The sequence below is a fragment of the Cryptosporangium aurantiacum genome (assembly GCF_900143005.1).
GTDB lineage: Bacteria > Actinomycetota > Actinomycetes > Mycobacteriales > Cryptosporangiaceae > Cryptosporangium > Cryptosporangium aurantiacum.
Genome location: NZ_FRCS01000005.1, coordinates 339,683 through 361,364, shown reverse-complemented (window position 1 = coordinate 361,364; position 21,682 = coordinate 339,683). Strand labels below are relative to the sequence as shown.

Here is a 21,682-nt window from a genome sequence, read left to right as displayed (position 1 = left end):
ACAGCGCTCGTAGTGGATCCGGCCTTCGCTCGTCGAGTGACTGGACATGGTTCGCCAGCGGTGTTCCATGCGTTCGAGCATGCTGTAATGGCCTTGTGCACATCAACCCTTACGGCGAGGATCCGGTGCGGTTCGCGGTCGAGCTCGCCGCCGACCCGCCGGCAACGGCCGAGGAACTGACGGTCCGTTGCCGGGCGGCCGGCGTCGAGGTGCCCGACCGCGAGATCGACCTGGACGACGTGCGGAGCTTCCTCGTCGAGTGGCTCGGTGTGGTCGACGCACCGGACGACGTGACGCGCGCCGACCGCCTGAACGAGTTGCTGGCGGCCGCCTCGGCATACCCCCGGCTGACCAACCACGACGGCGACGGCTGGCACGTCCACTACCGGGCGCCGGACCTCCCGCTCGCCGGCGTGCTGCGGGCGCTGATCAGCGTCGGCACCGCGCTGCACCTGACCGGACGGGGGATGCATCGGCTGGGACGCTGCGCGGTCGACGAGTGTCGGCGTCCGTTCGCGGACGTCAGCCGCACCGGGCGCCAGCGCTACTGCTCCCCGGCGTGTGCCAACAAGGACGCCGTCCGAAGGCACCGCGCCCGGACGCGGTAAGCCGCGCGCCGCGCCAGCCCGCAGGGCCGCGCCGGGCCGCGGGGCCGCGCCGCGCCGAGCCGCGCTGGCCGGGCCGCGCTGGCCGGGCCGCGCTGGCCGGGCCGCGCTGGCCGGGCCGCGTGAGGCGGGCCGCGCGGGGCGGGGCCGGCCGGTTAGGCGTGGGGGGCGGTTGGGCGCCACTCCGGGGAGCGGCCCAGGGCCGTCAGGACGCGTTCCAGCGGCGACGCGTCCGCCGGTGCCGGTAGGGCTGGTGCGAACGGGCTGCCCGGTGCGCGCTGCTCGGCGTCGTTCGGGATCGCGAGGACGAGCGGGAGTAGCGCGTTCACCAGCGCGTCGTCCGGGGCGAACGGCCGACCCAGCGTGGCCGCGACGTCCCACGCGTGGACCAGGTAGTCCACCGCGTGGAAGTTGACCGCGGCGACGGCCGGGAACGGTTCGGACTGGAACTCCGGCAGGTGCACGGGGCGATCCGGGGCTTCCAGTGCGGCGAACGCGGCGAGTACGTCGTCCGCCGCCGAGCGATAGCGCTGCACGACGTCGTCGCCGATCGACGGAACCGCCCACTGGGTCAGGTCGGCCCCATGGCCCGCGGCAGCCGCGGCGAAGCCGCGATGCTGCGCGATCAGGTGGCCCAGCAGGTCGGCCAAACTCCAGCCGACGCACGGCGTCGGCCGCCCGAGGTCCCCGGTGGTCACCGCGTCGACCTGCTCGACGCTGTAGCGCACGGCGCGGGCATCGATGTCTCGAACGATCTCCCAATCAATAAGCATCAGCTTACGATGTGCTCATGCTTATGATTTGTCAACGGGTATCTTCTCGGCATGACCCGACCGGATCTGGCCGCGATGATGGGCCCGATCGGGCGAGTGCTCGTCGCGTTGGAGCGGCCGATCCTGCAGGAGCACCAGCTCTCGATGTGGGGCTACACCGTGCTGCTGAGCCTCGACGACCAGCCGGTACGGACGCAGGCCGCGCTGGCCGAGGCGATCGGCGCCGACAAGACCCGGCTGATCGCGGTGCTCGACCAGCTCCAGGCCGACGGGCTGATCGAGCGGGGCCCCGCCCCGGACGACCGGCGCGCTCGCGTCCTCTCGATCACCCCGAAGGGCCGGCAGCTCCGCGACGCGGTGCAGGCCGCGATCCAGCGCGAGGAGGAGCAGCTCCTGGCGGTGCTGCCGCCGGCGCAGCGAGAGGCGTTCGTCGCCGCGCTGCAAACGCTGCACGCGGCCGTGCGAGCTAGCTGACCAGCTGGTTCTCCCACGCCCAGGCGGCGATCTCGACCCGGTTGCGGACGTCGAGTTTGGCCTGGATCCCGGAGACGTGGCTCTTTACCGTGCTGAGCGAGATGAACAGCTCGGCGGCGATCTCCCGGTTGGTGCGGCCGCGGGCGACGGCGCGGACCACCTCCAGCTCGCGGTCGGTCAGCGGCCGGGCGAGCGGGGCGCGGGCCGGTGCGACGCCGTTGACGTGACGCAGCAGCCGCACCGTGACCGACGGCGACACCAGCGCGTCCCCGGCGTGCGCGGCCCGGACCGCCTCCACGAGCAGCGCCGGACCGGCGTCCTTGAGCAGGAAACCGACCGCGCCCGCCCGCAGCGCGCCGTAGACGTACTCGTCCAGGTCGAACGTCGTGACGACGACGACCCGCAGCGGGTCGCGGACGCCCGGCCCGGCCAGCGCACGGGTGACCTCCAACCCGTCGAGCCGCGGCATCCGGATGTCGACCAGGCAGACGTCCGGCCGCAGTTCCCTGGCCAGCGCGACCGCCTCGGCGCCGTCGACGGCCTCGGCCACGACCGTGAGGTCGGGCTGGTCCTCCAGGATCAGACGCAGGCCGCCGCGGACCATCGCCTGGTCGTCGGCGAGCAGCACGCGGATCGTCACAACGGCACCGGCAGGTTCGCGCGGACGGCCCAGCCGGAGCCGTCGCGCGGACCCGCGGAGAGCGTGCCGCCGAGCGACTCGACGCGTTCGCGCATGCCGGCGAGGCCGTACCCCGGGCGGTGGTAACGCGTTGCGCCGTACGGTGCGTCGTCGGTGACTTCGACGATGAGCTGCCGGTCCTCGGTGGTGATCCGGACGCCGACCGACCGGGCGTTCGGGGCATGCCGCGACACGTTCGTCAGCGCCTCCTGGACGATCCGGTACGCGGTGCTGGCGACCTCCGGTGGGCGGCCGGGAAGCTCGTCGGGCACCTGCCGTTCGACTATCGACCCGTGCCGGGACTCGAACCGGTCGAGCAGTGCGGTGAGGTCCTCCGAGCCGGCGGTGGTCGGAGCGGCGTCCGACGTGTTGCGCAGCACCCCGACGACCCGTCGCATCGCGGCCAACGCCTCGGAGCCCGCTTCCTCGATCTCGGCGAGCGACGGGCCGAGCGGTGCCAGCGCGTCGTTCCGGCGGGTGGCGAGCTGAGCCGCCTGCGCCTGGACGACGATCCCGGTGACGTGATGCGCGACCACGTCGTGCAGTTCGCGAGCCAACTCCAGGCGTTCCTCCCGGCGGATCGCCTCCAGCGTGGCGCGGCGACGATCGTCCGCGGCGCGCAGCGCGAACCCGATCCCGACCGCCGCGACCCAGCCGAGAGCGTTGAGCACCGGCATGGCCCCCACACCGCCCGCCGCGATGCTGCCACCGACGACGGCCAGGCCTCCCAGCGCCACCGCTCCCGCCGAGCCGCTCGGAAGCGTCCGTACGGCGTCCGCCACCAGCACCCCCAGCGCCAGCACGGCCACCGGCCCCGGCTCCCGGGGTAACTCGGCCGCCCAAGCGACCAGGATCGCCACCGCCGCGACGGCCAGCCCGGCACCGGCCGCTGCCCGGAGATGCCGCCGTCGGACCATCGCGCACCCGGCCAGCGCCGCCCCGGCCGCAGCGTCGAAGACCCAGTAGGTCCCACCCCAGCTGACGCCGATCGCCACGGCCGTGTAGACCGCCAGGACCACGAATGCGACGCCGAGGGACGCTTCGCTCCAGGGTGGATTCCGCACTCCGTGAGGTTACGAAATCGTCGTCGGGGCCGAACCGGTCAAAAGTACGACCGGAACCGGTCATCGGCAGGGTGCCCCGGACCTGGGCCACCCCGGACGCTTCCACCCATGACATCCACACCCGTGCTCGAGGCCGATGGCCTGGGCAAACGTTACGGCCGCCGCACCGCGTTGGCCGACTGTGACCTCCACGTACCGCCCGGCCGGATCGTCGGCCTAGTCGGTCCGAACGGCGCAGGCAAGTCGACGCTGCTCCAGCTGGTGTGCGGGCTGATCGCACCATCGTCCGGCACGCTGCGGGTCTTCGGCACCCGCCCGGCCGCCGACGCCCGGCACCTGGCGCGGGTGGGCTTCGTCGCTCAGGACGCCCCGGTCTACCGGGACCTCACGGTCGCCGACCACCTGCGGCTCGGCGCCCGTCTCAACCCGCGGTGGGACGCACCCCTCGCCCGTCGGCGGCTCGCGGAGGCCGGGGTGGCGTCCGACCAGAAAGCCGGTCGGCTCTCCGGCGGCCAGCGCGCCGGCCTCGTGCTGACGCTGGCTGCGGCGAAGCGTCCGGAGTTGCTCGTTCTCGACGAGCCGGCGGCGGCGCTCGACCCGCTGGCCCGATCCGAGTTCCTGCAGAACCTGCGGGAGTCGATCGCCGAGCTCGGCGGGACCGCCGTGCTCTCCTCCCACCTGCTCTCCGACGTCGAGCGGGTCTGCGACCACCTGATCGTGCTCGGCGGCGCGCGAGTCCAGATCGCCGGGGACGTCCAGGACCTGCTCGCCGCCCACCATCGAGTCGGCGGCACGATCGTCCGGACATCGTCACCACCGCCCGGGGCGCTCCCCGTGACGCTGGAAGACCTCGTCCTGAGCTACCTCGGGGGCGCGCGATGACGTGGCTCAGTTGGCGGCAGTTCCGCGCGCAGGCGGTGGTCGCGGGCCTCGTGCTCGGCGCGCTCGCGGTCTACCTGGTCGTGGTGGCCTACCAGATCCGGCACAGCGCGTACGTCCGGTGCGAATCCGGCTGCGAGGGCCTGGCGGAGTCGTTCGAGCACCGGTTCGCGAACCGGCTGTACTTCCTCGACGCCGGGCTGCTCGTGCTCCCGGCGCTGGTGGGTGCGTTCTGGGGCGCGCCGCTGGTCGCCCGGGAGCTGGAGGCGGGCACACATCGGCTGGTGTGGAACCAGAGCATCACCCGGCAGCGCTGGCTGGCGGTCAAGCTGCTCGTCGTCGGCGCGGCGACCGCAGTGGTCGCGGGCCTGTTCAGCGCGCTGCTCACCTGGGCGGCGAGCCCGTACGACGCGGTGGCCGCCGACCGGTTCACCGCGTTGCTGTTCGGCACCCGGAACGTCGCGCCGGTCGGGTACGCGGTGTTCGCGTTCGTCCTCGGCGCGGTGCTCGGACTGCTTCTGCGGCGCACGTTGCCGGCGATGGCGCTGACCGTGGTGCTGGTGGTCGTGGCCCAGATCGTCACGCCGACTCTCGTCCGCCCGCAGCTACGGCCGCCGGTGACCGCGTCGCAGCCGATGACCGCGGAGGCGATCGGGGGCCTGCGGTTCCTCGGAGCCGACGCCGCGATCAGCGGCGTCCGGATCCCGGGCGCGATGGTGGTCTCCACCACGAAGCTGCTGGGCGCCGACGGCCGCGTCGTCGACCTCGACCGTTACCGCGCCTGCGTCGACCGGTCGCCGGAGAGCGCACCGGCCTGTTTGGAAGCGCTCGACCTGCACGTCGAGGTCTCGTATCACCCGGCCGACCGGTATTGGACGTTCCAGTGGCTCGAGCTCGGTCTGCTGCTCGGCCTCTCCGGGTTACTCGCCGGGGTCGCCCTGTGGGGCGTGCGGCGCAGGTCGCTTTGAGCCGGTCCGATCCCGAGCGAGGCTCAGGTGCGACGCCGGGCGTCGACCTCGATCTCGATCCTCATCCGTGGGTCGGCGAGGCCGGTGACGAGCATCGTGGCGGCCGGGCGGACGTCGCCGAACGTCCGGCGCAGCACCGGCCAGCAGGGCTCGAAGTCGGCGCGGTCGGGCAGCAGATACCGGACCCGGACGACGTCGGCGAACGTGCACCGCGCTTCGGCGAGCGCGGCGCCGATGTTGCGCAGGCACTGCTCGGCCTGCTCCACGACGTCGTCCGCGATCGTCATCGTCGAGTAGTCGAAGCCGGTGGTGCCCGAGACGTAGACGTGGTCACCGTCGACCACCGCCCGGGCGTAGCCGATCTGTTCCTCGAAGGTCGAACCGCTGAGAATCGTGAGCCGCTCCGTCATGGGCGGAACCTAAGACACGTGCGGCGGCGAGCGCGCGCGAATATTCAGCCGTTGTTCTCGATCAATGCGGCGATCGAGCGGAGGCCCGCGACGAGCTCGGCGGCGGACGGCGCCTTGCTCGGGTCGGCGAGCCACTGGATCATCACCCCGGACATCAGGGCCATGTGCACCGACCCGACGCTGCGCACCGCCTGTTCGTCGACGCCGTCCGCGGGCGTGCCGGTCAACGCGGCGGTCACCCCGCGACGCCCCTCCTGCACCGCGGCGCCGATCTGCGCCGCCAGCTCCGGCGAGCGACCGGCCTGGGCGAACGCCTCGATGCTGGCCAGCCAGAGCGACCGGTCGCGGGTGAACGACTCGATCAGCTGCGACCAGAGCCCCTCGTAGTCGTCGGAGGGGGACGAGGCGAGGGCCAGCCCGGCTGCCGTTCCCAGCTCGTCCATCGACTCGACCATCGCCGCGTTCAGCAGCGCCTCGCGCGAGCCGAAGTGGTAGCCGATCGCGGCCATGCTCACGCCACCGGCGGCTGCGGTGATGTCGCGGACGGTGGTCGCTGCGTAGCCCTTGTCGCGCAGGCACTGCTTCGCGCCGGCGAGAAGCGCTTCCCGGTTGCCCATGGACGTCGACCTTACTCGATCGGTCGTCTTAGGCGGATGCATTAGGCGTACGTCTTGCGCATCCGCCCAAATCCGCTCTACCGTCGGATCGGACCTGATCGGACGACCGAGGAGTTCTCATGCACGTCCTCATTTCCGGCGCGAGCATCGCCGGCCCCGCCCTCGCCTACTGGCTCGGTCGGCACGGCATCGACGCCACGGTGGTGGAGCGGGCTCCCGCCCTACGACGCGGCGGCGCGGCGGTCGACTTCCGCGGTGATGTCCACCTGACCGTGCTGCGCCGCATGGGTCTGCTGGAGGAGCTGAAGAGCCTCGACCCCGGGATGGAGGAGATGGTCATCGTCGACGCCGACGGGCGGCCGGTCGTCAGCCTGCCCGCGCACCTGATGAGCGGCGACGTCGAGGTCGAGCGCGGTGACCTGGCCGAAGTCCTGTACCGGGCCTCGCGCGGGTCGGCCGAGTACGTCTTCGGCGACTGGATCACGAGCCTGACCCAGACCGCGGACGGCGTCGACGTCACGTTCGCGAACCGGGAACCGGGAACGTACGACCTGGTCGTGGGCGCGGACGGGCTGCACTCGGGCGTGCGGCGCCTGGCCTGGGGGCCGGAGGCCGACTACCGCTGGGACACCGGGTACTACTTCGCGACGTTTTCCGCGCCGAACAACCTCGGGCTCGATCACTCCGGGCGGCTCTTCAACGTGCCGGGCAAACTCGTGTCGGTCGGCCACACGGACAAGGGGAGTGGCGCGATGCTGGCCTTCGCGTCCGAGCCGCTGGACTACGACCATCGCGACGTCGAGCAGCAGCGCCGGATCGTCGCCGAACGGTTCGCCGGGCTGGGCTGGGAGGTCCCGGCACTGCTGGACGCCGCCCGCACGGCACCGGACTTCTACTTCGACTCGCTGAGCCAGATCCACCTCGACCGCTGGTCGAACGGACGGATCGCGCTGCTCGGCGACGCCGCCTGGGCGCCGTCGCTCGGTGGGCTGGGCAACGGGCTGGCCGTGGTCGGCGCGTACGTGCTCGCCGGCGAGCTGGCGGGCGCGACCGATCACAGCGCGGCGTTCGCCCGGTTCGAGCAGGTCATGCGCCCGTACGTCGAGGGTTGCCAGAAGCAGGGGCGCGGCGCTGGTCCGTTCCTCGCGCCACCGACCGCGGCCAAGATCAAGACCCGCAACCGCGCCTACCGGATGCTGAACTGGCGTCCGCTGGCCGGCTTCTTCAACCGGATGACGACGAAGGCCGCCGCCGCGCTGGACCTGCCGGAGTACCCCGTGGCCTACGAGCGGGCGGCCTCATGAGCATCCACCATGGATTTCGGCAGCAGCAGGAACTGCACGGTGGGCGACCACGATCAAGGAGACCCGCGCAGGACGCGGTAGCGACCCGGCGAGGTTCCGTACTCGCGCCGGAACGCGTTCGCGAACGCGTACTCCGACGTGTAGCCGATCTGCCTACTGACCACGGCGAGCGGTGCGTCGGAGCGTCGGAGCAGGTCGGCGGCGAGCGTCATCCGCCACCACGTGAGGTACCCGAGCGGCCCCTGGCCGACCAGCCGCTTGAACCGGCGGGCGAACGCGGCTCGGGACGCCCCGGCGAGCCCTCCGAGCTCGCGGACCGTCCACGGCTTCGCCGGCTCGTCGTGCATCGCTCGGAGCGCGGGCCCGACGATCGGATCGGCCAGTGCGCTGCCCCAGCCAGCCGCCGGATCGTCGTCCAACCGGGCCCGGAGCAGATGCACCAGCAGCAGGTCGAGGAGCGCGGTGATCGCCGCGGACGAGCCGGCCCGCGGAGCGTCGAGTTCCGTGGCCAGCAGGTCCACGGTGGCTCGCAGACCGGGATGCCGTCCGAGCTGGGCCGGGAGGTGGATCACGTCGGGCAGGTCCCGGAGCAGGGGGTGCGGTCGTTCCCGCGCGAAACGGTAGAGGCCGCACAGCATCACGGTCACCGGGCCGCCGGGGCCCTCGTGGTCGGGGCTTTCCTGGTCGGGGCCGACGTGGACGGTGGCCTGCGCGGTCGGGCGGGTGTCGTCCGGCAGCACGTAGGCCATCGGTAGGAGTGGCGCGTCCGGATGGCCTGCCATGCCGTGCGCGTGGCCGTGCGGGAAGAGCACGACGTCGCCGACGCCGACCGCGACCGGTTCGGCTCCCGGGCCGATCAACCACGCCGAGCCTTCGAGGACGACGTGGAACCCGGCGCCCGGCACCGACGGGAAGCGACGCCCCCACGGCGCCCGGAACTCCACCCGATACGAGGTCGGGTGACCGGTGCGGGCAGCGCCGACGGCATCGCTCAGGACATCCACAGCACAACCTGCGCGTCGCGATCGTCGTCGGGAGCGTCCGGCCCGGCAGGGCCGGACTGGCGGTGGGCCAGTGGGTCCACGATCTCGCGGAACGACACGGCGGGGCCGACTACGAACTGATCGACCTGAAGGACATCGACCTGCCGCTGCTGGACGAAGAGCAGGCACCGATGCTCGGGAACTACGACCGACCGCACACCCGCCGCTGGGCCGAACTGATCACGCGATTCGACGGCTTCGTATTCGTGACGGCCGAGTACAACCACGGAATGCCGGCGTCGCTGAAGAACGCGATCGACTTCCTCTACGCGGAGTGGACGGACAAGGCGGCCGCGTTCGTCAGCTACGGGAGCGAGGGGGAAACGCGCGCGGTCGAGCAGCTCCGCTCGGTCATGGCGCAGATCCGGATCGCGGACGTCGGCACCAGCGTGACGCTCACGCTCGCGCACGATTTCGAGAACTACACCCGGTTCCGGCCGCAGCCGTTCCGCGAGGAGACGGTGCGCACGATGCTGTCGGACCTGGTCGAGTGGAGCACGGCGCTGCGGACGGTCCGGGACCGACGGAATTCTCCGAGCGTGCAACAAACCGGAGCGTTCGCGGTGTAGTCAAGGCGTGGATGGGTTCCCGGCGGGCAGCGTCGACTTCGAGGCGTACGTCCGTGCCAGTGGTGCCCGTCTGCTGCGGCTCGGGCACGCGCTGACGCTAGACCGGGCGGCCGCCGAGGACCTGGTGCAGGAGACGCTGATCCGGGTCGGGCTGGCCTGGCCGCGCATCCGGCAGGACGGCAACCCGGTCGGGTACGCCCAGCGCACGATGGTCAACCTGTTCCTGAACCGGCGGCGCCGGAAGTCCGACATCCCGGTCGAGCAGGTGCCCGACGCCGGTCGTGAGGACGACGCGCTGGCGGCTGTCGACTCCGCGGCGGTGGTGCGGCAGGTGCTCGCCGGGCTGCCGCCGAAGCAGCGCGCGGCGGTCGTGCTGCGCTACGTCGCCGACCTGCCCGACGAGGAGATCGGCCGCCTCCTCGACTGCACACCGCAGACCGTGCGATCGCAGGTGTCCCGGGGGCTGGCCGCGCTCCGTCGGCAGCTGGCCGCAGAGAGGTGAACGCCGTGCCTGAGGAACCGCAGGAGCTTCTGGCCGAGGCCGGCTGGGACATCCCGCTGACTGAGGAGTTCGTCGTCGGAGTGCGGCGGGGCGTGCGGCGACGGCGGGCCCTGCGACGCGCCGCGGCGGGTGGAGCGCTGGCGGCCGCGGTCGGCGTCGTCCTGCTGGTGATCAACGTCGTCTTCGCGGGCGGGACCGACACGGTTGTCGTCGCACCGCCCGCGGAAGACCGGCTGGACGGATTCGTGATCGGCTACGTGCCGGAAGGCGCTCGCGCGGTTCCCCCGGACAGCTCGTCCACCTGCGCCGTCTCCGCACGTCCGTACGACTGCCCGACCGCGGGGGCGGGAGATCCGACTGCCACGATGACCGCGCGCCGTTTCGACCGGGGCGTCGGCATGTGGTTGTGGATCACCGTGCTCCGGCCGCAGGCCACGACCCCGACGGTCGACCGGGCGCAGATCACCGAGTGGCTGGTCGGGTGGGAGTCCTACCGCAGGACTCCGGTCCGGGCATTCGACGTGCCGGCCGGACGGGTGCAGTTGTTCGCCGATGTCGGCTCCGAAGGCACCGTTCACACGGCCGTGATCACCACCGACGACGGCGTGGTGATCACGATCAGCGGCGCCATGGACGTGCCGGTCGACGAGCTGACCGCGATCGCCGAGAACATCAGCTGACGCAGAACTCGTTGCCCTCGGGGTCATGCATCACGACCCAGTAGTCGGTGTCATCGGGATGCATCCGGTGTGCGACCGTGGCGCCTCGCTCGACCAGTTCGGCGACCGTGGCTTCCACGATCGCGATCCGGCGGTCGATCGGCAGCGTGTCGTCCCGCTCGGTCGGGTAGAGGTCGAGGTGCAGCCGGTTCTTGCCCGCCTTGGACTCGGGCACCCGCTGGAACCAGATCGGGGGCTTCCGTCCGGCCGGGTCGAAGATGCGGTCGTCCGCGGTGGCCGGTAGGGCATGGTAGTGGGCGTTCCATGTGGTGTCCGGCTCGCTCGGCGGCGTGGCCTGGTAACCCAGCGCCGGCGCCCAGAACCGGGCGAGGAGTGCGGGATCGTGCGCGTCGATCGTCAACTGCCAGAACGTCATGGCCGGACACCGTAGCGGGCCACCTCGCTTCGACCGTGCTGCATTAACGCAGGAAGTCCGCCACCACGGGGGCGAGGACGGTCGCGGGGACGCTGTGCCACTCTCCGGGCAGGCTGCGGTGGACGGCGTTGGGCAACAGGTCGGCTGCGGTCGCCGCCATTCCGGCGAGGTCGGCGCTGGTGGAGACGCTGTCGATCACCAGCGTGGGCGTCAGGACGCGGTCGAGCACGTTCGTGTCGGTGGCCTCGCTCAGCGCGCTGTCGTACGCCAGCGTGTGCGCCACCGACACCATCGCGTCCCAGTGCGGTGTGCCCCGCATGCCCGGGAGCATGTCGGCGGGCACACCGATGCTCGTCAGGAACAACTCGACCGCCTCCGCGCCCGCCAGCGCCTGCAGCCTGCTGGTGAAGGCTCGCTGTTCGGTCGAGTCCGCTGCGGGGTCCAGCGACGGCTCCAGCAGGACGAGCCGTCGGACGGAAAGTCCGGCCGCCGCGGCGTGTAACCCGACCAAGCACCCGGACGAGTAGCCGTAGACACCCGCCGGCGCACCGGCTTCGTCGAGGAGAGCGCCGAGATCCTCGACCTCGCGCGCCGGAGCGTACGGCGGTGTGTCGGTGCTCTCGCCGCGTCCGCGCCGGTCGTACCGGTAGACGGTGAAGTCGGGTGCCAGGAGATCGGCCAGCTCACCGAGGGAACTGTTCGCGCGGAAGTGCCCGGCGGCGTCCACCAGAACGACGGGACGCCCGGCGCCGACACGTTCGTAGGCGATGCGTGTGCCGTCGCGCGAGGTCACGTGAGCCATGGTCTGGAATGTAGCGATCCTAGGGCGCTGTCGTGCGCAGACCGTCGGCGATCGCCTGCCGGACGGCGTCCCCGTACTCGTCCGGCGGGAGGTCGCCGATCCGGGAGCTCGCGAGCACGTAGTGCTCGTACGCACGATCCTCTCGGCCGAGCTGCTGGTACGCGTGGGCGATGTTGCCGTGCAGGGACGGATAGAACGCGCGCACCCGGTCGTCACCCACGAGCTCGGCCCGGCGCAAGCACTCCTCGTTCCACCGCAGGCTGTCCTCCGGCGTCGACTGCTGCCGGGCGAGGTAGTGCGCCGCGATGCAGGCCTCGTAGTCGTCGGCCGCGACGTGATACGCCTGCTCGTAGTGGGTGCGGGCGTCGGCCGTCCGGCCGTCGGCCTCTGCCAGCATGCCCTCGCTGCACAGGTGGACGACGGGGTTCTGCGGATCCATGGGCACGGCCTCTCAGACGCGAACGGGCATGACGAGCGTGGTGAACGTGCCCTGGTCGGCGGAGCGCACGACAACGGGCTCGACCGGTGACGCGACCTCCAGCAACACGTCCGGGCCGACACCGGCCTCCAGCGCGGGCAGCAGGACGCGGGGGTCGAACGCGAGTTGCAGGGGCGGTCCGGTACAGACGGCCGGCACCAGACGGTCGGCCACCGCCAGGTGCTGCTCGTCGGTGCACAGCACCACGTGGGCGGCGTCAGCGGCCGCAGCGATCGCCGCGCAGATCACCTGGCGACCGGCGATGACCCGGTGTCGGACGGGCGGCAGGGCGTCCAGCACTATGCGGTAGGCCGGGTACTCCGCGTCGAGCACCGGCAGGTCCCGGTCCTGCGCCCGCACGCCCGACGCACCGATCTCCAGGACGACCTCCGGCTGCCGGACCGCCCAGCCGGCCAACTCGACCAGGCCCGCGTGCTCCAGCACCGCTCGGACGGCTCCTTCGGAGGGCGTCCGGGGGTGTAGCACCCGAACGGCCAGCCGGTACTGGTCGGTGGCCACCAGCCGGACTTCCGTCCCGTCGATCTCCAGCAGGACGCCACGGAGGACCGGATGGATCGACGTCGTGTCGGCGGACGGCGTCACCTGGCGGATCGCGCTGGCGAGCTCCGGCCCACCGACCGACGCGCGGGGCGCAGCGCCGGCGCCGGCTCCGGCGCCCCGGAGGAGTTGGTCTGCCTGATCGGCGGCGGTCCGGGCGCGGCGGGCGTACGCGGCCAGCACCGCTCGCGCCTCGTCCTCGCTTCCGTCGAGGACGACCAGCGTGTCGATCAGCGGCAGTCCGGCCTCGCGGAGCTGCCGGATCCGCACCGCACGGGACGTCTGCTCCGGCGCGTAGTAGCGGTAGCCGGTAGCGGGGTCGACCTCGATGGGGTGCAGTACGCCGCAGTCGTCGTAGAAGCGCAGTGCGCTCGGCGCCAGTCCGACGCGACGGGCGAAGCTTCCGATGCTCAGCAGTGGCTCGATCTCCGGCATGGTCCGGATTCTGGACGTTCGAGCAGCTCGAAGGTCAAGCAGGCGCTCCAGGAAACTCTTTACGCTGTACGGAGAGAGGTTATACTTGGCTCATCCAACTCCGTACGCAGTAAGGAGATGTGAGCGCGATGACGACGAACGATCTCGCGGTCCTCGTCGAAGGGCTTACCAAGCGGTTCGGGGCGAGCGTCGCCCTCGACGGGTTCGATCTCGCGGTGCCGGCCGGCACCGTGCACGGCCTGCTCGGTCCGAACGGTGCGGGTAAGAGCACCGCGGTACGCATCCTCGCCACGCTTCTGCGTCCGGATGAGGGTCTCGCGCGGGTCGCGGGTTTCGACGTCCGGCAAGCTCCCGACCAGGTCCGTAGCCGGATCGGCCTGGTCGGGCAGCAGGCCGGCGTCGACGAGCAGCTCAGCGGGCGGCAGAACCTGGAGATCTTCGGCCGCCTCTACCACCTGGGCGCCTCCGCGGCCCGGAGCCGGGCGGACGAACTGCTGGAGCGGTTCGACCTCGCCGAGGCGGGTCGCAAGCCGGTCGCGAGTTACTCCGGGGGCATGCGCCGACGCCTCGACCTCGCGGCGAGCTTCCTAATCGAACCGGTCGTGCTCTTCCTCGACGAGCCCACCACCGGCCTCGACCCCCGGGCGCGCAACGAGGTGTGGCGAGTCGTCCGGTCGCTGGTGGCGAACGGCACGACGATCGTGCTCACCACGCAGTACCTGGAGGAAGCCGACCAGCTCGCACACAACATCACGGTGATCGACCACGGCCGCGCGATCGCGTCCGGGACGGCTGACGAGCTCAAAGGACGGCTCGGCGACGACCACATCGACGTCGTCCTGCAAACACCGGATCAACTCGACGCCGCCACCGAACTGCTCGCTCGCGTCGGCGTCGGACAGCCGCGTTCGGACGCGGACCACCTCCGGGTGAGCGTCGCGGTGACGGATCGCGTCGCCGCGCTCTCGGAAGCGGTCCGCGTCCTGAGCGAGCACGGTCTCGCGGCGGCAGACATCGCCATCCGGAAACCCACTCTGGACGAGGTCTTCCTGTCCCTGACCGCGGAAGGACGTGCCCGATGACCACGGCCTACTGGATCGCTGCCGACAGCATGACGCTCACGCGGCGGGCGGTTCTGCACTGGAGGCACCAACCCGCGCAGCTGCTCCTCGGCCTGCTGTTCCCGGTCATGGTGCTGCTGATGTTCGCGTACCTCTTCGGTGGCGCGATGGTGGTGCCCGGTGGTGGGGACTACCAGGATTTCCTGCTGCCCGGGATGTTCGCCCTGACGATGGCCTTCGGCCTGGAGTCCACCTTCACTGCGGTGAGTTCGGACGCTACGCGCGGCGTCACCGACCGGCTGCGGACGATGCCGATCTCCGCCGCAGCGGTCGTGACCGGTCGGAGCGCGGCCGACATGCTCAACGCCGCGGTGGGACTGGCCGTCATGGTGCTCTGTGGGTTGGCCATCGGTTGGCGCTGGCACCGCGGCATCGGCGACGCACTGCTGGCCATCGCGCTCTTGCTCCTGCTGCGGTATGCGCTGCTGTGGGTCGGCATCTGGCTGGCGCTGGTGGCCGGCCGTCCGGAGACCCTCATGGCGCTGCAGATCCTGGTCTGGCCGCTCGGCTTCCTCTCCAGCGTCTTCATCGCCCCGGAAACGATGCCCGGCTGGCTGGGCACCCTGGCGGAAGCCAACCCGCTGTCGGCGACGGCCACGGCGACCCGCGAGCTGTTCGGCAACCCCGGCTGGGAAGGGCAGAGCTGGCTGTCCGAACACGCGATGCTGCTGGCGATCGGGTGGTCCGTGCTGCTGCTCGCGGTCTTCGTGCCGCTGTCCGCGCGTCGCTATCGGCGTCTGACCTGACGGTCAGGCGGCGCGGGTCCCGGCGGCGAGAATGATCGGGACCGCGACGAACAACCGGTCGTCGCGTGCTCTGGCGGCTTGGGCCTCGAGCCAGGCGCCTTCTCCGAGCGTGGCGAGCACCGGTATCCCGGTGAGGTCGGTCCACACGATCGTGTGGACTTCGACCGTGACGTCGACAAATCCGTTGTCCAGCAGGAGATTCCGGTACCGGCGGGCGACCCGCGGGCTGGCCATCCCGTCCGCGCGAGCGTGGACCAGCCTGCGGGTGAGCTCGGGATCGTCGGAGTCGATCACGAACGTGTCCCAGTCCTGACCGGCGAGCACCGCGCGGCCGTTCCTGGCCAGGACCCGGCGGGCCTCGGCGACGGCCCGGTCGGGCTCGGCGAGCGTGTGCAGGACCTTGTCGGCGCGGTAGCCGGTGACCGAGCCGTCGTCGAGAGGCAGCGCGGTGGCGTCGGCAACGTGGAACTCGGCCGCGGGCCAGCGCTCGACGGCGACCTCGATCATGGCGGGATCCAGGTCGATGCCGATGGCGGTCACCCCGCGGGCGGCCAGCTCGCCGACGGCCCGGCCGGATCCGCAGCCGACGTCGACGACGGTGTCGCCGAGCGCTTGATAGGTGTGTTCCCGCAGGCTACGCGCCCAGGGCAGGTCGTCGAAAGCGTCGAGGAGCGTGAGCAACGTGGACATGGACCTCAGCGTGCGACTTAATGTCGACATGAAGTCAATCGGCGAGGTGGCGGCTCAGTTCGGGCTGCCGACGCACGTCCTGCGGCACTGGGAGGCGGAGGGCCTGCTGACGCCGGCCCGCGCGGGCGACCGTCGCCGCTACACCGACGCGGACCTGTACCGGGTGGCGGCGATCCTGATCTCGAAGGAGGCGGGTTTCGGGCTCGCGGACATCCGGACGATGCTCGCCGTCCGGTCCGCCCCGGCCCGCCACGAGGTGATGGCCCGCCACCGCGACCGGTTGCTGGCGCGGATCGCCAGGGCCCAGGCCGCGCTCGACATGCTGGAAGGTGGCCTGGAATGCCCGCACGACGACCTCATGACGTGCCCGCATTTCCAGGGGCATCTGGCTGATCGACTGCACGTGGAGGTATGACCTCGCCGTCACCCGATTCCTTCGCCACCTCGCGGCGGTCTATTCCGGTATGACGACGGACCTCAACCGGCTGCTCTGGCAGGAACGCGCAGCCGGCGACTCGACCCGGCCGTGGGAGTCCCTGACGACCGAGCCCGACGGAATCCGGGCGGAGGCGGTGCGGCTGCCGAGCGGCCCAGGCCTGTGGCTACGGCCGCCCGGCGGCACCGACGACCAGGTGTTGCTCGCCATCCACGGCGGTGGTTTCGTCAGCGGCTCGATCGCCACCCATCGGCGGATGTTCGGCCACCTCGCGCTGGCCTCCGGCATGACGACGCTGGTCGTGGAGTACGGGCTGGTTCCCGAGCACGTGTATCCCGCCCAATTGGACCAGGTCAGCAGCGCCTACCGGACGCTGACCGGGCGGCAGGTCGCCGTGGTCGGCGACTCGTGCGGCGGCACGCTGGCGCTCGGAATCGCGTTGCGTGCACGGCCGGCGGCGCTGGTGCTGTTCTCGCCGTGGGTCGACTTCTCGGCCGGCGGGGCCAGTTACGACGCCGGTACCGACCCGTTCTTCACCCGGGAGCTGACCCGTGGCCTCGCCACGGCCTACCTGGCCGGCGCCTACCTGGCCGAGGCCGACCGGGAGGCGACTGACCTGGCCGGGGCTGACCGGGCCGGGGCTGACCGGGAGGCGACTGACCTGGCCGGGGCTGACCGGGCCGGGGCTGACCGGGCCGGGGCTGACCGGGTGGGCGCCTTTTCGAACGGCGCCAATCTGACCGCCGCAGACCCGTCCGGCGCCGCCCGCGGCGAGCCGGCTGCGGACCTGGCCCGCGCCGATCTCGATCGGTTGCCGCCGACGTACGTGCAGGTCGGCGGAGACGAGGCGCTGCTCGACGACGCCCGGCTGCTGGCGCGTCGGGCGCCGGCCGTCGAGCTGGAGGTGTTCCCCGGGCAGTTGCACACCTTCCAGATGGCGGCCGGCCGATCGCCGGTCGCCGACGACGCGATCGGGAAGGCAGGGTCGTGGCTGCGCCGCACACTGGGCTAATGACGGGTGGCTTCGAGGAGTCGACCGAGCCGTTGCGGCGCGAGCTGACCGCGCACTGCTACCGGATGCTCGGCTCCTGGGACGAGGCAGAAGACGCCGTGCAGGACACCTACCTGCGGGCCTGGCGCGGCTGGACGGCGTTCGGTCACCGGGCGTCGGTGCGGACCTGGCTGCACCGGATCGCCACCAACGTCGCGCTCTCCGCGCTTGACAGTCGGAAACGGCGGGCGCTGCCCTCCGGCCTCGGTGGCCCGCAGGAGCCGGACCAGCCGGAGTTCCTGCCGCCCGAAGCCTGGATCCAGCCGTACGCCGACGACCGCGACGACCTGCGGCTGGCGTTCGTCGCCGGGCTCCAAGCGCTGACGCCCGGCCAGCGGGCCGTCCTCCTGCTGCGCGACGTGCTCGCGTTCCCCGCGGCGGACGTCGCGGAGATGCTCGACGTCACGCAGGCCGCAGTGAAAAGCACCCTGCAGCGGGCCCGCGCACGGCTGGCCCGCTCCGCGCCCACTCCCGACGACGTCGTCGAGCCGCGAAGCCCCGCGGCGCAGCGTCAACTGGAGGCTTACCTGGTCGCGTTCCAGAAGGCCGACGTCGCCGCGCTCACCGCGGTCCTCCGCCGAGACGCGGCCCTCGAGCTGGTTCCGGGGACGCGCTGGTACGACGGCATCCGGGCCTGCGTCCCGGTGCTGACCGAGGCCGTGGGCGAACCCGGCGACTGGCGGATGGAGCCGACAATTGCCAACGGGCAGCCCGCAGCCGGTGCGTATCTTCGCGGGGAGCCGTGGGGTCTCGCGGTGTTGGATTGCCGGGTGGACGGCATCGCGGCGATCACGGTCTTCGGCGACCCGACGCTGGTTCCCCGCTTCTCAGATCCGCGTGGCGCTGATACGCGCTAACTCGACCGCATGCGGCTTGGTGTGAAGTTGCCGGGTTGCCGCTCCTAGCCTGCCGGTATGACTGACTCGGAGACGGTGATCGTCGTTCGCCTCGACAGTGCACGGGCAGAGGCGCTTCGCCGCTGGGCGGACATCGGGCAGCGGAGCCTGGAAGCCACGGTGCTGGTGGCCATCGACGAGTATCTCTGGATTCCGGACAACGAGTACTCGCGGTAAGGCGCCGCTCGATGCCCCGCCCTGCCCGGCCGCTACCGAGCCCTTCCTCGGGGGCGCCACGAAGACAGCGCCTACCGTCGGGCCGGACTCCTGGTGGCCGCCCGGAATGATGGGGCCGAGGGCTCGCCAGGACGAGCCCCCGACCGCATCGTTCGGCCGAGCCCCGCGCCGCATCAGCGCGCCGCACTTGAGCGCCGCACCAGCGCGCCGCGGGAGGCGCGCCGAGGGAGGCGCGCCGCGCCTGTGCGCTGCGCCTGTGCGCTGCGCCTGTGCGCTGCGCCTGTGCGCTGCGCCTGTGCGCTGCGCCTGTGCGCTGCGCCTGTGCGCTGCGCCTGTGCGCTGCGCCTGTGCGCTGCGCCTGTGCGCTGCGCCTGTGCGCTGCGCCTGCGCGAGGCGAGTCGGCGCCCGTTCGGGCGGGTCAACCCACCCAGCGCGCTCGGGCGGCAGCGAGAACCCAGTCGAACGCGGGCATGGCGGACGGACCCTCATCCCGGCCGTGGAGAACGGCGATGAGCTGCCATTAGCGCTCCACTCGCGCGTCGGCGACGACCTCCAGCCAGCGGCGCAGCTCCTGCTGGCGAGCGGACGGCAAGTCGGGATCGATGATCCGTTCGAGCAGCGCCTGGCCGTCGGCCGAAGCCGGTGCTGTTCCCTCGGCCAAGGCTCGATTCGCCACCGTGAGGATCACCGACCGCGATTCGTAGCCTTCAATCCAACTGACTGCCGAGCCGGAAGCCGCGATCCGCTTGATCCGCTGGCGGAAGTCGTCGTCGGCGACCAGTTCGGCCAGCTCGACCCAGGCAGCAACCTGAGCGGCCGTCGGGTCGTCCTGCAGCTCATCGGGCAGCTCGCGCATCCAGTCGACGACCACTTTCGCGTCGTCGCCGAGGTCGACTCCGGCGAAGGTGCCGTCGACAAACTCGTCGATGATGCGCTGCCGTTCGTTCGCGGACAGCCGCGTGAGCCTTTGCATGAGCAGTGTCTCCTCTGTCGTGGCGCCTTGTTCCGCGATAACCCGGAGCAAGGCGCGGCGCAGTCGGAGGGCACGGATCTCAGCGTCCAGGGCTCGCACCTGCACCGCGGCCACGTCTGCCACGCTGACCTGGCGAGCCAGGACGTCGCGGACGTCGTCGAGGCCGATGCCCAGTTCGCGCAGCATCTGGACGAGATCGAGGCGCTCGGCAGCGGCGGCGTCGAACAAGCGGTAACCACCGGCTGTGCGTTCGGTAGCCGGTACCAGACCACACTCGGACCAGAACCGGATCGTGTGCACCGGCAGGCCCGTGCGCCGCGACAGCTGGCCGATCTCCGTGCCTTCGTTCACGGGGACGAGCCTGCACTCTGAAGTCGCTTGAGACTCAACCCAATGGCAGAACCGGAGGCCTTCAGAGGGCGTTCCGTGAGTGCTTGTCCGGATCGGTCCGCCACGACCGGCTCAACACCGCCGCGAACCATCCGGTGACGGCCCACCGCGCAGATTCAGCCCATCAGCCAGAGCGAACTCAAATCACCGGCCCTGCCAGGCTGTATAGCCTCGGCGCTCAGGGAACGCACCGCAAGCCACTCGATCTTGTATCCGAACCCTGCGCCCGTTTCCATCATCCGAAAGCTATACCGCTGCCGATCACGGAGTTGCCGTGGCCTGGGCCATCCGGCCAGCGCCAATCCACACCCCGGCAACCGCACATCCCATGCCTGCTGTCGGGCTTGATCCCTCGTCACACCGATCCGGACAAGCACTTACGGAACGTCCTCGCACCTCAGCTGGCACGCCGCCACCGATCGTCCTCGAACTCGACCGGCATCTCGGCAGACCACGGTTCGATGCCTCGTTGTTCCAGGGCGTCGAACCAGCGCTCCCGGCAAGAGTCGGGGAGGCGGGTGCCGCACCAGGGACAGAACTGGATCAGGAGCACTGACCTGCCGCCGTTATGAACGATGAGGCCGTACTCGTCGAAGCGAAGGTCGTAGTCGATCAGTGCGTCCGAGCATTCGAACGGGTCGTCGTGCTGGTCGCACTCCCAGGCGAGCTGTTCCGCCATGGTCGGACAGCAGCGGCCGTCCGCGTTCGTTGCAGGCATGACCCGGGCGAACCCCCTAGTCGGCGTCGCGTCCGCTAAATCACACTCCGAGCTGCAGCGCAGAGGCTAACCGGGTCGATGCATGCCGCTACGGTCGACCCCTAGGAATCCGACAGTCGGGCGTGGTGACGATGGTGACGGCTGTTCGGCAGACCCGGCTCTTGGCGGTCGTCGCCGGGCTCGTGGTCTTCGGCCTGGTGCTCAGCACGTCATTTCTGGCCGACGAACTGTCCCTGTGGCTCGCCTTGCTGCCGTTCGTTGTCGCGGCCGCGCTTGTTTGGGGATGGTGGAACCTCACCGAGCGTCAGAGCCGAAACGCTCCGAAGACCTTTCTCCTCGGCACGTTCCGCCAGCGGCCGGCGTTTGCGACAGCGAATTCGATCCTGTCCATGCAGCCGCTCCCGATGTTCCTCGTCGGGACCCAGCTCGTGACCATGGAGTCACTAGACTGGTCATTCAGGTGGTTCTCCGCAGTTTTCGCGCTGCTCATCCTCGGCCCGTGGATCGCGAGCATCGTGCAGCCTTCGGGCCTTCGGCTCACGTCGGAAGCCATAATCTGCCGTTGGATCCTTCGACGTCGGGTGATCCCGTGGAGCACGCTCTATCCCGGCGAGGGATCCGTCCACCAGGACAGAGTCGGCGGCGTGTGGGTACTGGCCGACCACACCGTTCCGCAGCACAGGAGCGATCGCATCCCCGGCCGCCCGCAGGGTCCGCGCGGTTATCACTGGATCAGAACCTCGGCGTCCAGCCGAACCGTGATTGATCCGACCTTCCTCGAGCGAGCGATTGCCTACTACCACCTCGATCCCGGAGAGCGCGCCCTGATCGGCACCGCCGATGGGCTCCGGGCGTTGCGCGCGGACGAGAAGTAGCTACTCGGCCCGGCGGACGACGACGACTGCACCGAACACCTGGTGGCTCTGAGCGCTTCGCCGACCTGCTGCGGCGCCTCGGCGAGTAACGCGCGGTTCCGCACCACCGAGCGGGCGTTAGTTATCGCGGTACGCCGTTGGTGGTCTGGTGGAGGTCCGCGTCGATCGTCGCGGCGCTGAGCTGGCCCGACCCACTCGGGTCGCTCTGAAGTACTGCCGGTGGTTACCCGTTGAGGTTGACGCGCGAGCAGCCCCGCGCCGCCCAGACTCTCTGTGCACGCGACAGAACTCGCGAATCCCGCGACCTCGCGCGCATGACTGCCGCCGACTGAGATGGACGCTCGATGACCGAGT

Annotated in this window: 29 protein-coding genes; 15 read left to right on the top strand and 14 right to left on the bottom strand. The window is 71.1% G+C overall.

Going from position 1 to position 21,682, the window contains the following annotated elements; genetic code table 11:
• The first annotated feature begins 95 nt into the window (after positions 1-95).
• Positions 96-608 carry a CGNR zinc finger domain-containing protein gene (locus BUB75_RS19330; protein WP_073258935.1) on the top strand — a complete coding sequence of 171 codons (513 nt, stop codon included), beginning with the start codon at positions 96-98 and terminating at the stop codon, positions 606-608.
• 152 nt (positions 609-760) lie between these two features.
• Here BUB75_RS19330 and BUB75_RS19325 read toward each other — a convergent pair whose 3' ends face one another.
• Positions 761-1,378 carry a TIGR03086 family metal-binding protein gene (locus tag BUB75_RS19325; RefSeq protein WP_073258934.1) on the bottom strand — a complete coding sequence of 206 codons (618 nt, stop codon included), beginning with the start codon at positions 1,376-1,378 and terminating at the stop codon, positions 761-763.
• 51 nt (positions 1,379-1,429) lie between these two features.
• Here BUB75_RS19325 and BUB75_RS19320 point away from each other — a divergent pair, with 51 nt between their 5' ends.
• On the top strand, positions 1,430-1,852 hold the full coding sequence (locus BUB75_RS19320) for a MarR family winged helix-turn-helix transcriptional regulator (protein ID WP_073258933.1): 423 nt from the start codon (positions 1,430-1,432) through the stop codon (positions 1,850-1,852).
• Here the strand turns inward: BUB75_RS19320 and BUB75_RS19315 are convergent.
• A complete protein-coding gene (locus BUB75_RS19315) occupies positions 1,845-2,492 on the bottom strand; it encodes a response regulator (protein ID WP_073258932.1) in 648 nt (215 codons plus the stop codon). The genes BUB75_RS19320 and BUB75_RS19315 overlap by 8 nt on opposite strands.
• Positions 2,489-3,595, bottom strand: coding sequence for a sensor histidine kinase (locus tag BUB75_RS19310; protein ID WP_084741484.1), 1,107 nt, complete (start codon positions 3,593-3,595; stop codon positions 2,489-2,491). Before BUB75_RS19310 ends, BUB75_RS19315 begins: the two co-directional genes overlap by 4 nt.
• Before the next feature lie 108 nt (positions 3,596-3,703).
• Between BUB75_RS19310 and BUB75_RS19305 the strand changes: the two genes are divergently transcribed.
• Positions 3,704-4,477: an ABC transporter ATP-binding protein gene (locus BUB75_RS19305; protein WP_073258931.1), complete on the top strand. Its 774-nt coding sequence runs from the start codon at positions 3,704-3,706 to the stop codon at positions 4,475-4,477.
• Positions 4,474-5,442, top strand: coding sequence for an ABC transporter permease subunit (locus BUB75_RS19300; protein ID WP_073258930.1), 969 nt, complete (start codon positions 4,474-4,476; stop codon positions 5,440-5,442). Before BUB75_RS19305 ends, BUB75_RS19300 begins: the two co-directional genes overlap by 4 nt.
• A 23-nt stretch (positions 5,443-5,465) precedes the next feature.
• Here BUB75_RS19300 and BUB75_RS19295 read toward each other — a convergent pair whose 3' ends face one another.
• Entirely contained in the window at positions 5,466-5,852 is a 387-nt protein-coding gene (locus tag BUB75_RS19295) for a RidA family protein (RefSeq protein WP_073258929.1), read from the bottom strand.
• 44 nt (positions 5,853-5,896) lie between these two features.
• The gene (locus BUB75_RS19290; protein WP_073258928.1) at positions 5,897-6,469 is read right to left on the bottom strand and encodes a TetR/AcrR family transcriptional regulator; all 573 of its coding nucleotides are present in this window, start codon (positions 6,467-6,469) and stop codon (positions 5,897-5,899) included.
• A 119-nt stretch (positions 6,470-6,588) separates the two neighbouring features.
• On the opposite strand from BUB75_RS19290, the gene BUB75_RS19285 reads away from it, so the two are divergent.
• Positions 6,589-7,773, top strand: coding sequence for an FAD-dependent monooxygenase (locus BUB75_RS19285; protein WP_073258927.1), 1,185 nt, complete (start codon positions 6,589-6,591; stop codon positions 7,771-7,773).
• A 53-nt stretch (positions 7,774-7,826) separates the two neighbouring features.
• Here the strand turns inward: BUB75_RS19285 and BUB75_RS19280 are convergent, their stop codons facing one another.
• Positions 7,827-8,777, bottom strand: a complete 951-nt coding sequence (locus BUB75_RS19280; protein WP_073258926.1) for an AraC family transcriptional regulator — start codon at positions 8,775-8,777, stop codon at positions 7,827-7,829.
• Between the two features lie 8 nt (positions 8,778-8,785).
• On the opposite strand from BUB75_RS19280, the gene BUB75_RS19275 reads away from it, so the two are divergent.
• Genes BUB75_RS19275 through BUB75_RS47155 form a run of 3 tightly spaced genes read left to right on the top strand, consistent with a single transcriptional unit; the run spans position 8,786 to position 10,567 of the window.
• Positions 8,786-9,385 carry an NADPH-dependent FMN reductase gene (locus tag BUB75_RS19275; RefSeq protein ID WP_073259189.1) on the top strand — a complete coding sequence of 200 codons (600 nt, stop codon included), beginning with the start codon at positions 8,786-8,788 and terminating at the stop codon, positions 9,383-9,385.
• Between the two features lie 7 nt (positions 9,386-9,392).
• A complete protein-coding gene (locus tag BUB75_RS19270; RefSeq protein WP_073258925.1) occupies positions 9,393-9,887 on the top strand; it encodes a SigE family RNA polymerase sigma factor in 495 nt (164 codons plus the stop codon).
• A gap of 5 nt (positions 9,888-9,892) precedes the next feature.
• The gene (locus tag BUB75_RS47155; RefSeq protein ID WP_218617632.1) at positions 9,893-10,567 is read left to right on the top strand and encodes a hypothetical protein; all 675 of its coding nucleotides are present in this window, start codon (positions 9,893-9,895) and stop codon (positions 10,565-10,567) included.
• On the opposite strand, the gene BUB75_RS19260 is transcribed toward BUB75_RS47155, so the two are convergent.
• From BUB75_RS19260 to BUB75_RS19245, 4 genes are read right to left on the bottom strand one after another with little or no spacing between them, the layout of a single operon-like run.
• The gene (locus BUB75_RS19260) at positions 10,560-10,982 is read right to left on the bottom strand and encodes a VOC family protein (protein ID WP_073258923.1); all 423 of its coding nucleotides are present in this window, start codon (positions 10,980-10,982) and stop codon (positions 10,560-10,562) included. The two genes, BUB75_RS47155 and BUB75_RS19260, sit on opposite strands and share 8 nt — an antisense overlap.
• Before the next feature lie 43 nt (positions 10,983-11,025).
• Positions 11,026-11,784, bottom strand: coding sequence for an alpha/beta fold hydrolase (locus tag BUB75_RS19255; RefSeq protein ID WP_073258922.1), 759 nt, complete (start codon positions 11,782-11,784; stop codon positions 11,026-11,028).
• A 19-nt stretch (positions 11,785-11,803) separates the two neighbouring features.
• Positions 11,804-12,223 carry a hypothetical protein gene (locus tag BUB75_RS19250; RefSeq protein WP_073258921.1) on the bottom strand — a complete coding sequence of 140 codons (420 nt, stop codon included), beginning with the start codon at positions 12,221-12,223 and terminating at the stop codon, positions 11,804-11,806.
• A gap of 12 nt (positions 12,224-12,235) precedes the next feature.
• On the bottom strand, positions 12,236-13,255 hold the full coding sequence (locus BUB75_RS19245) for a DNA polymerase III subunit beta family protein (protein WP_073258920.1): 1,020 nt from the start codon (positions 13,253-13,255) through the stop codon (positions 12,236-12,238).
• A gap of 128 nt (positions 13,256-13,383) precedes the next feature.
• Between BUB75_RS19245 and BUB75_RS19240 the strand changes: the two genes are divergently transcribed.
• Positions 13,384-14,337 (top strand): ATP-binding cassette domain-containing protein, encoded by a 954-nt coding sequence (locus BUB75_RS19240; protein WP_073258919.1) that lies wholly within the window; start codon positions 13,384-13,386, stop codon positions 14,335-14,337.
• Positions 14,334-15,122, top strand: coding sequence for an ABC transporter permease (locus tag BUB75_RS19235; protein ID WP_073258918.1), 789 nt, complete (start codon positions 14,334-14,336; stop codon positions 15,120-15,122). The genes BUB75_RS19240 and BUB75_RS19235 overlap by 4 nt, the downstream gene beginning before the upstream one ends.
• A gap of 3 nt (positions 15,123-15,125) precedes the next feature.
• Here the strand turns inward: BUB75_RS19235 and BUB75_RS19230 are convergent, their stop codons facing one another.
• Positions 15,126-15,812, bottom strand: a complete 687-nt coding sequence (locus BUB75_RS19230) for a methyltransferase domain-containing protein (RefSeq protein ID WP_073258917.1) — start codon at positions 15,810-15,812, stop codon at positions 15,126-15,128.
• 28 nt (positions 15,813-15,840) lie between these two features.
• On the opposite strand from BUB75_RS19230, the gene BUB75_RS19225 reads away from it, so the two are divergent.
• The 4 genes from BUB75_RS19225 to BUB75_RS46325 are packed head-to-tail and all read left to right on the top strand — an operon-like array spanning position 15,841 to position 18,372.
• The gene (locus BUB75_RS19225; protein WP_073259188.1) at positions 15,841-16,227 is read left to right on the top strand and encodes a MerR family transcriptional regulator; all 387 of its coding nucleotides are present in this window, start codon (positions 15,841-15,843) and stop codon (positions 16,225-16,227) included.
• A gap of 49 nt (positions 16,228-16,276) precedes the next feature.
• Entirely contained in the window at positions 16,277-17,260 is a 984-nt protein-coding gene (locus BUB75_RS19220; RefSeq protein WP_073258916.1) for an alpha/beta hydrolase fold domain-containing protein, read from the top strand.
• A complete protein-coding gene (locus BUB75_RS19215) occupies positions 17,260-18,156 on the top strand; it encodes an RNA polymerase subunit sigma-70 (RefSeq protein ID WP_073258915.1) in 897 nt (298 codons plus the stop codon). Before BUB75_RS19220 ends, BUB75_RS19215 begins: the two co-directional genes overlap by 1 nt.
• A 57-nt stretch (positions 18,157-18,213) precedes the next feature.
• Positions 18,214-18,372: a hypothetical protein gene (locus BUB75_RS46325; protein WP_178379917.1), complete on the top strand. Its 159-nt coding sequence runs from the start codon at positions 18,214-18,216 to the stop codon at positions 18,370-18,372.
• Positions 18,373-18,545: 173 nt separating this feature from the next.
• On the opposite strand, the gene BUB75_RS48865 is transcribed toward BUB75_RS46325, so the two are convergent.
• The 3 genes from BUB75_RS48865 to BUB75_RS19205 all read right to left on the bottom strand — a co-directional run bounded on the left by BUB75_RS48865 (position 18,546) and on the right by BUB75_RS19205 (position 20,453).
• Positions 18,546-18,794 (bottom strand): DUF1720 domain-containing protein, encoded by a 249-nt coding sequence (locus tag BUB75_RS48865; RefSeq protein WP_178379916.1) that lies wholly within the window; start codon positions 18,792-18,794, stop codon positions 18,546-18,548.
• A gap of 98 nt (positions 18,795-18,892) precedes the next feature.
• Entirely contained in the window at positions 18,893-19,696 is an 804-nt protein-coding gene (locus BUB75_RS19210) for a helix-turn-helix domain-containing protein (RefSeq protein WP_218617630.1), read from the bottom strand.
• A 436-nt stretch (positions 19,697-20,132) separates the two neighbouring features.
• Complete coding sequence (locus BUB75_RS19205; RefSeq protein WP_073258914.1) at positions 20,133-20,453, bottom strand: DUF6980 family protein; 321 nt, start codon at positions 20,451-20,453, stop codon at positions 20,133-20,135.
• 122 nt (positions 20,454-20,575) lie between these two features.
• On the opposite strand from BUB75_RS19205, the gene BUB75_RS19200 reads away from it, so the two are divergent.
• Positions 20,576-21,328: a hypothetical protein gene (locus tag BUB75_RS19200; RefSeq protein WP_073258913.1), complete on the top strand. Its 753-nt coding sequence runs from the start codon at positions 20,576-20,578 to the stop codon at positions 21,326-21,328.
• The last annotated feature ends 354 nt before the right edge of the window (positions 21,329-21,682 follow it).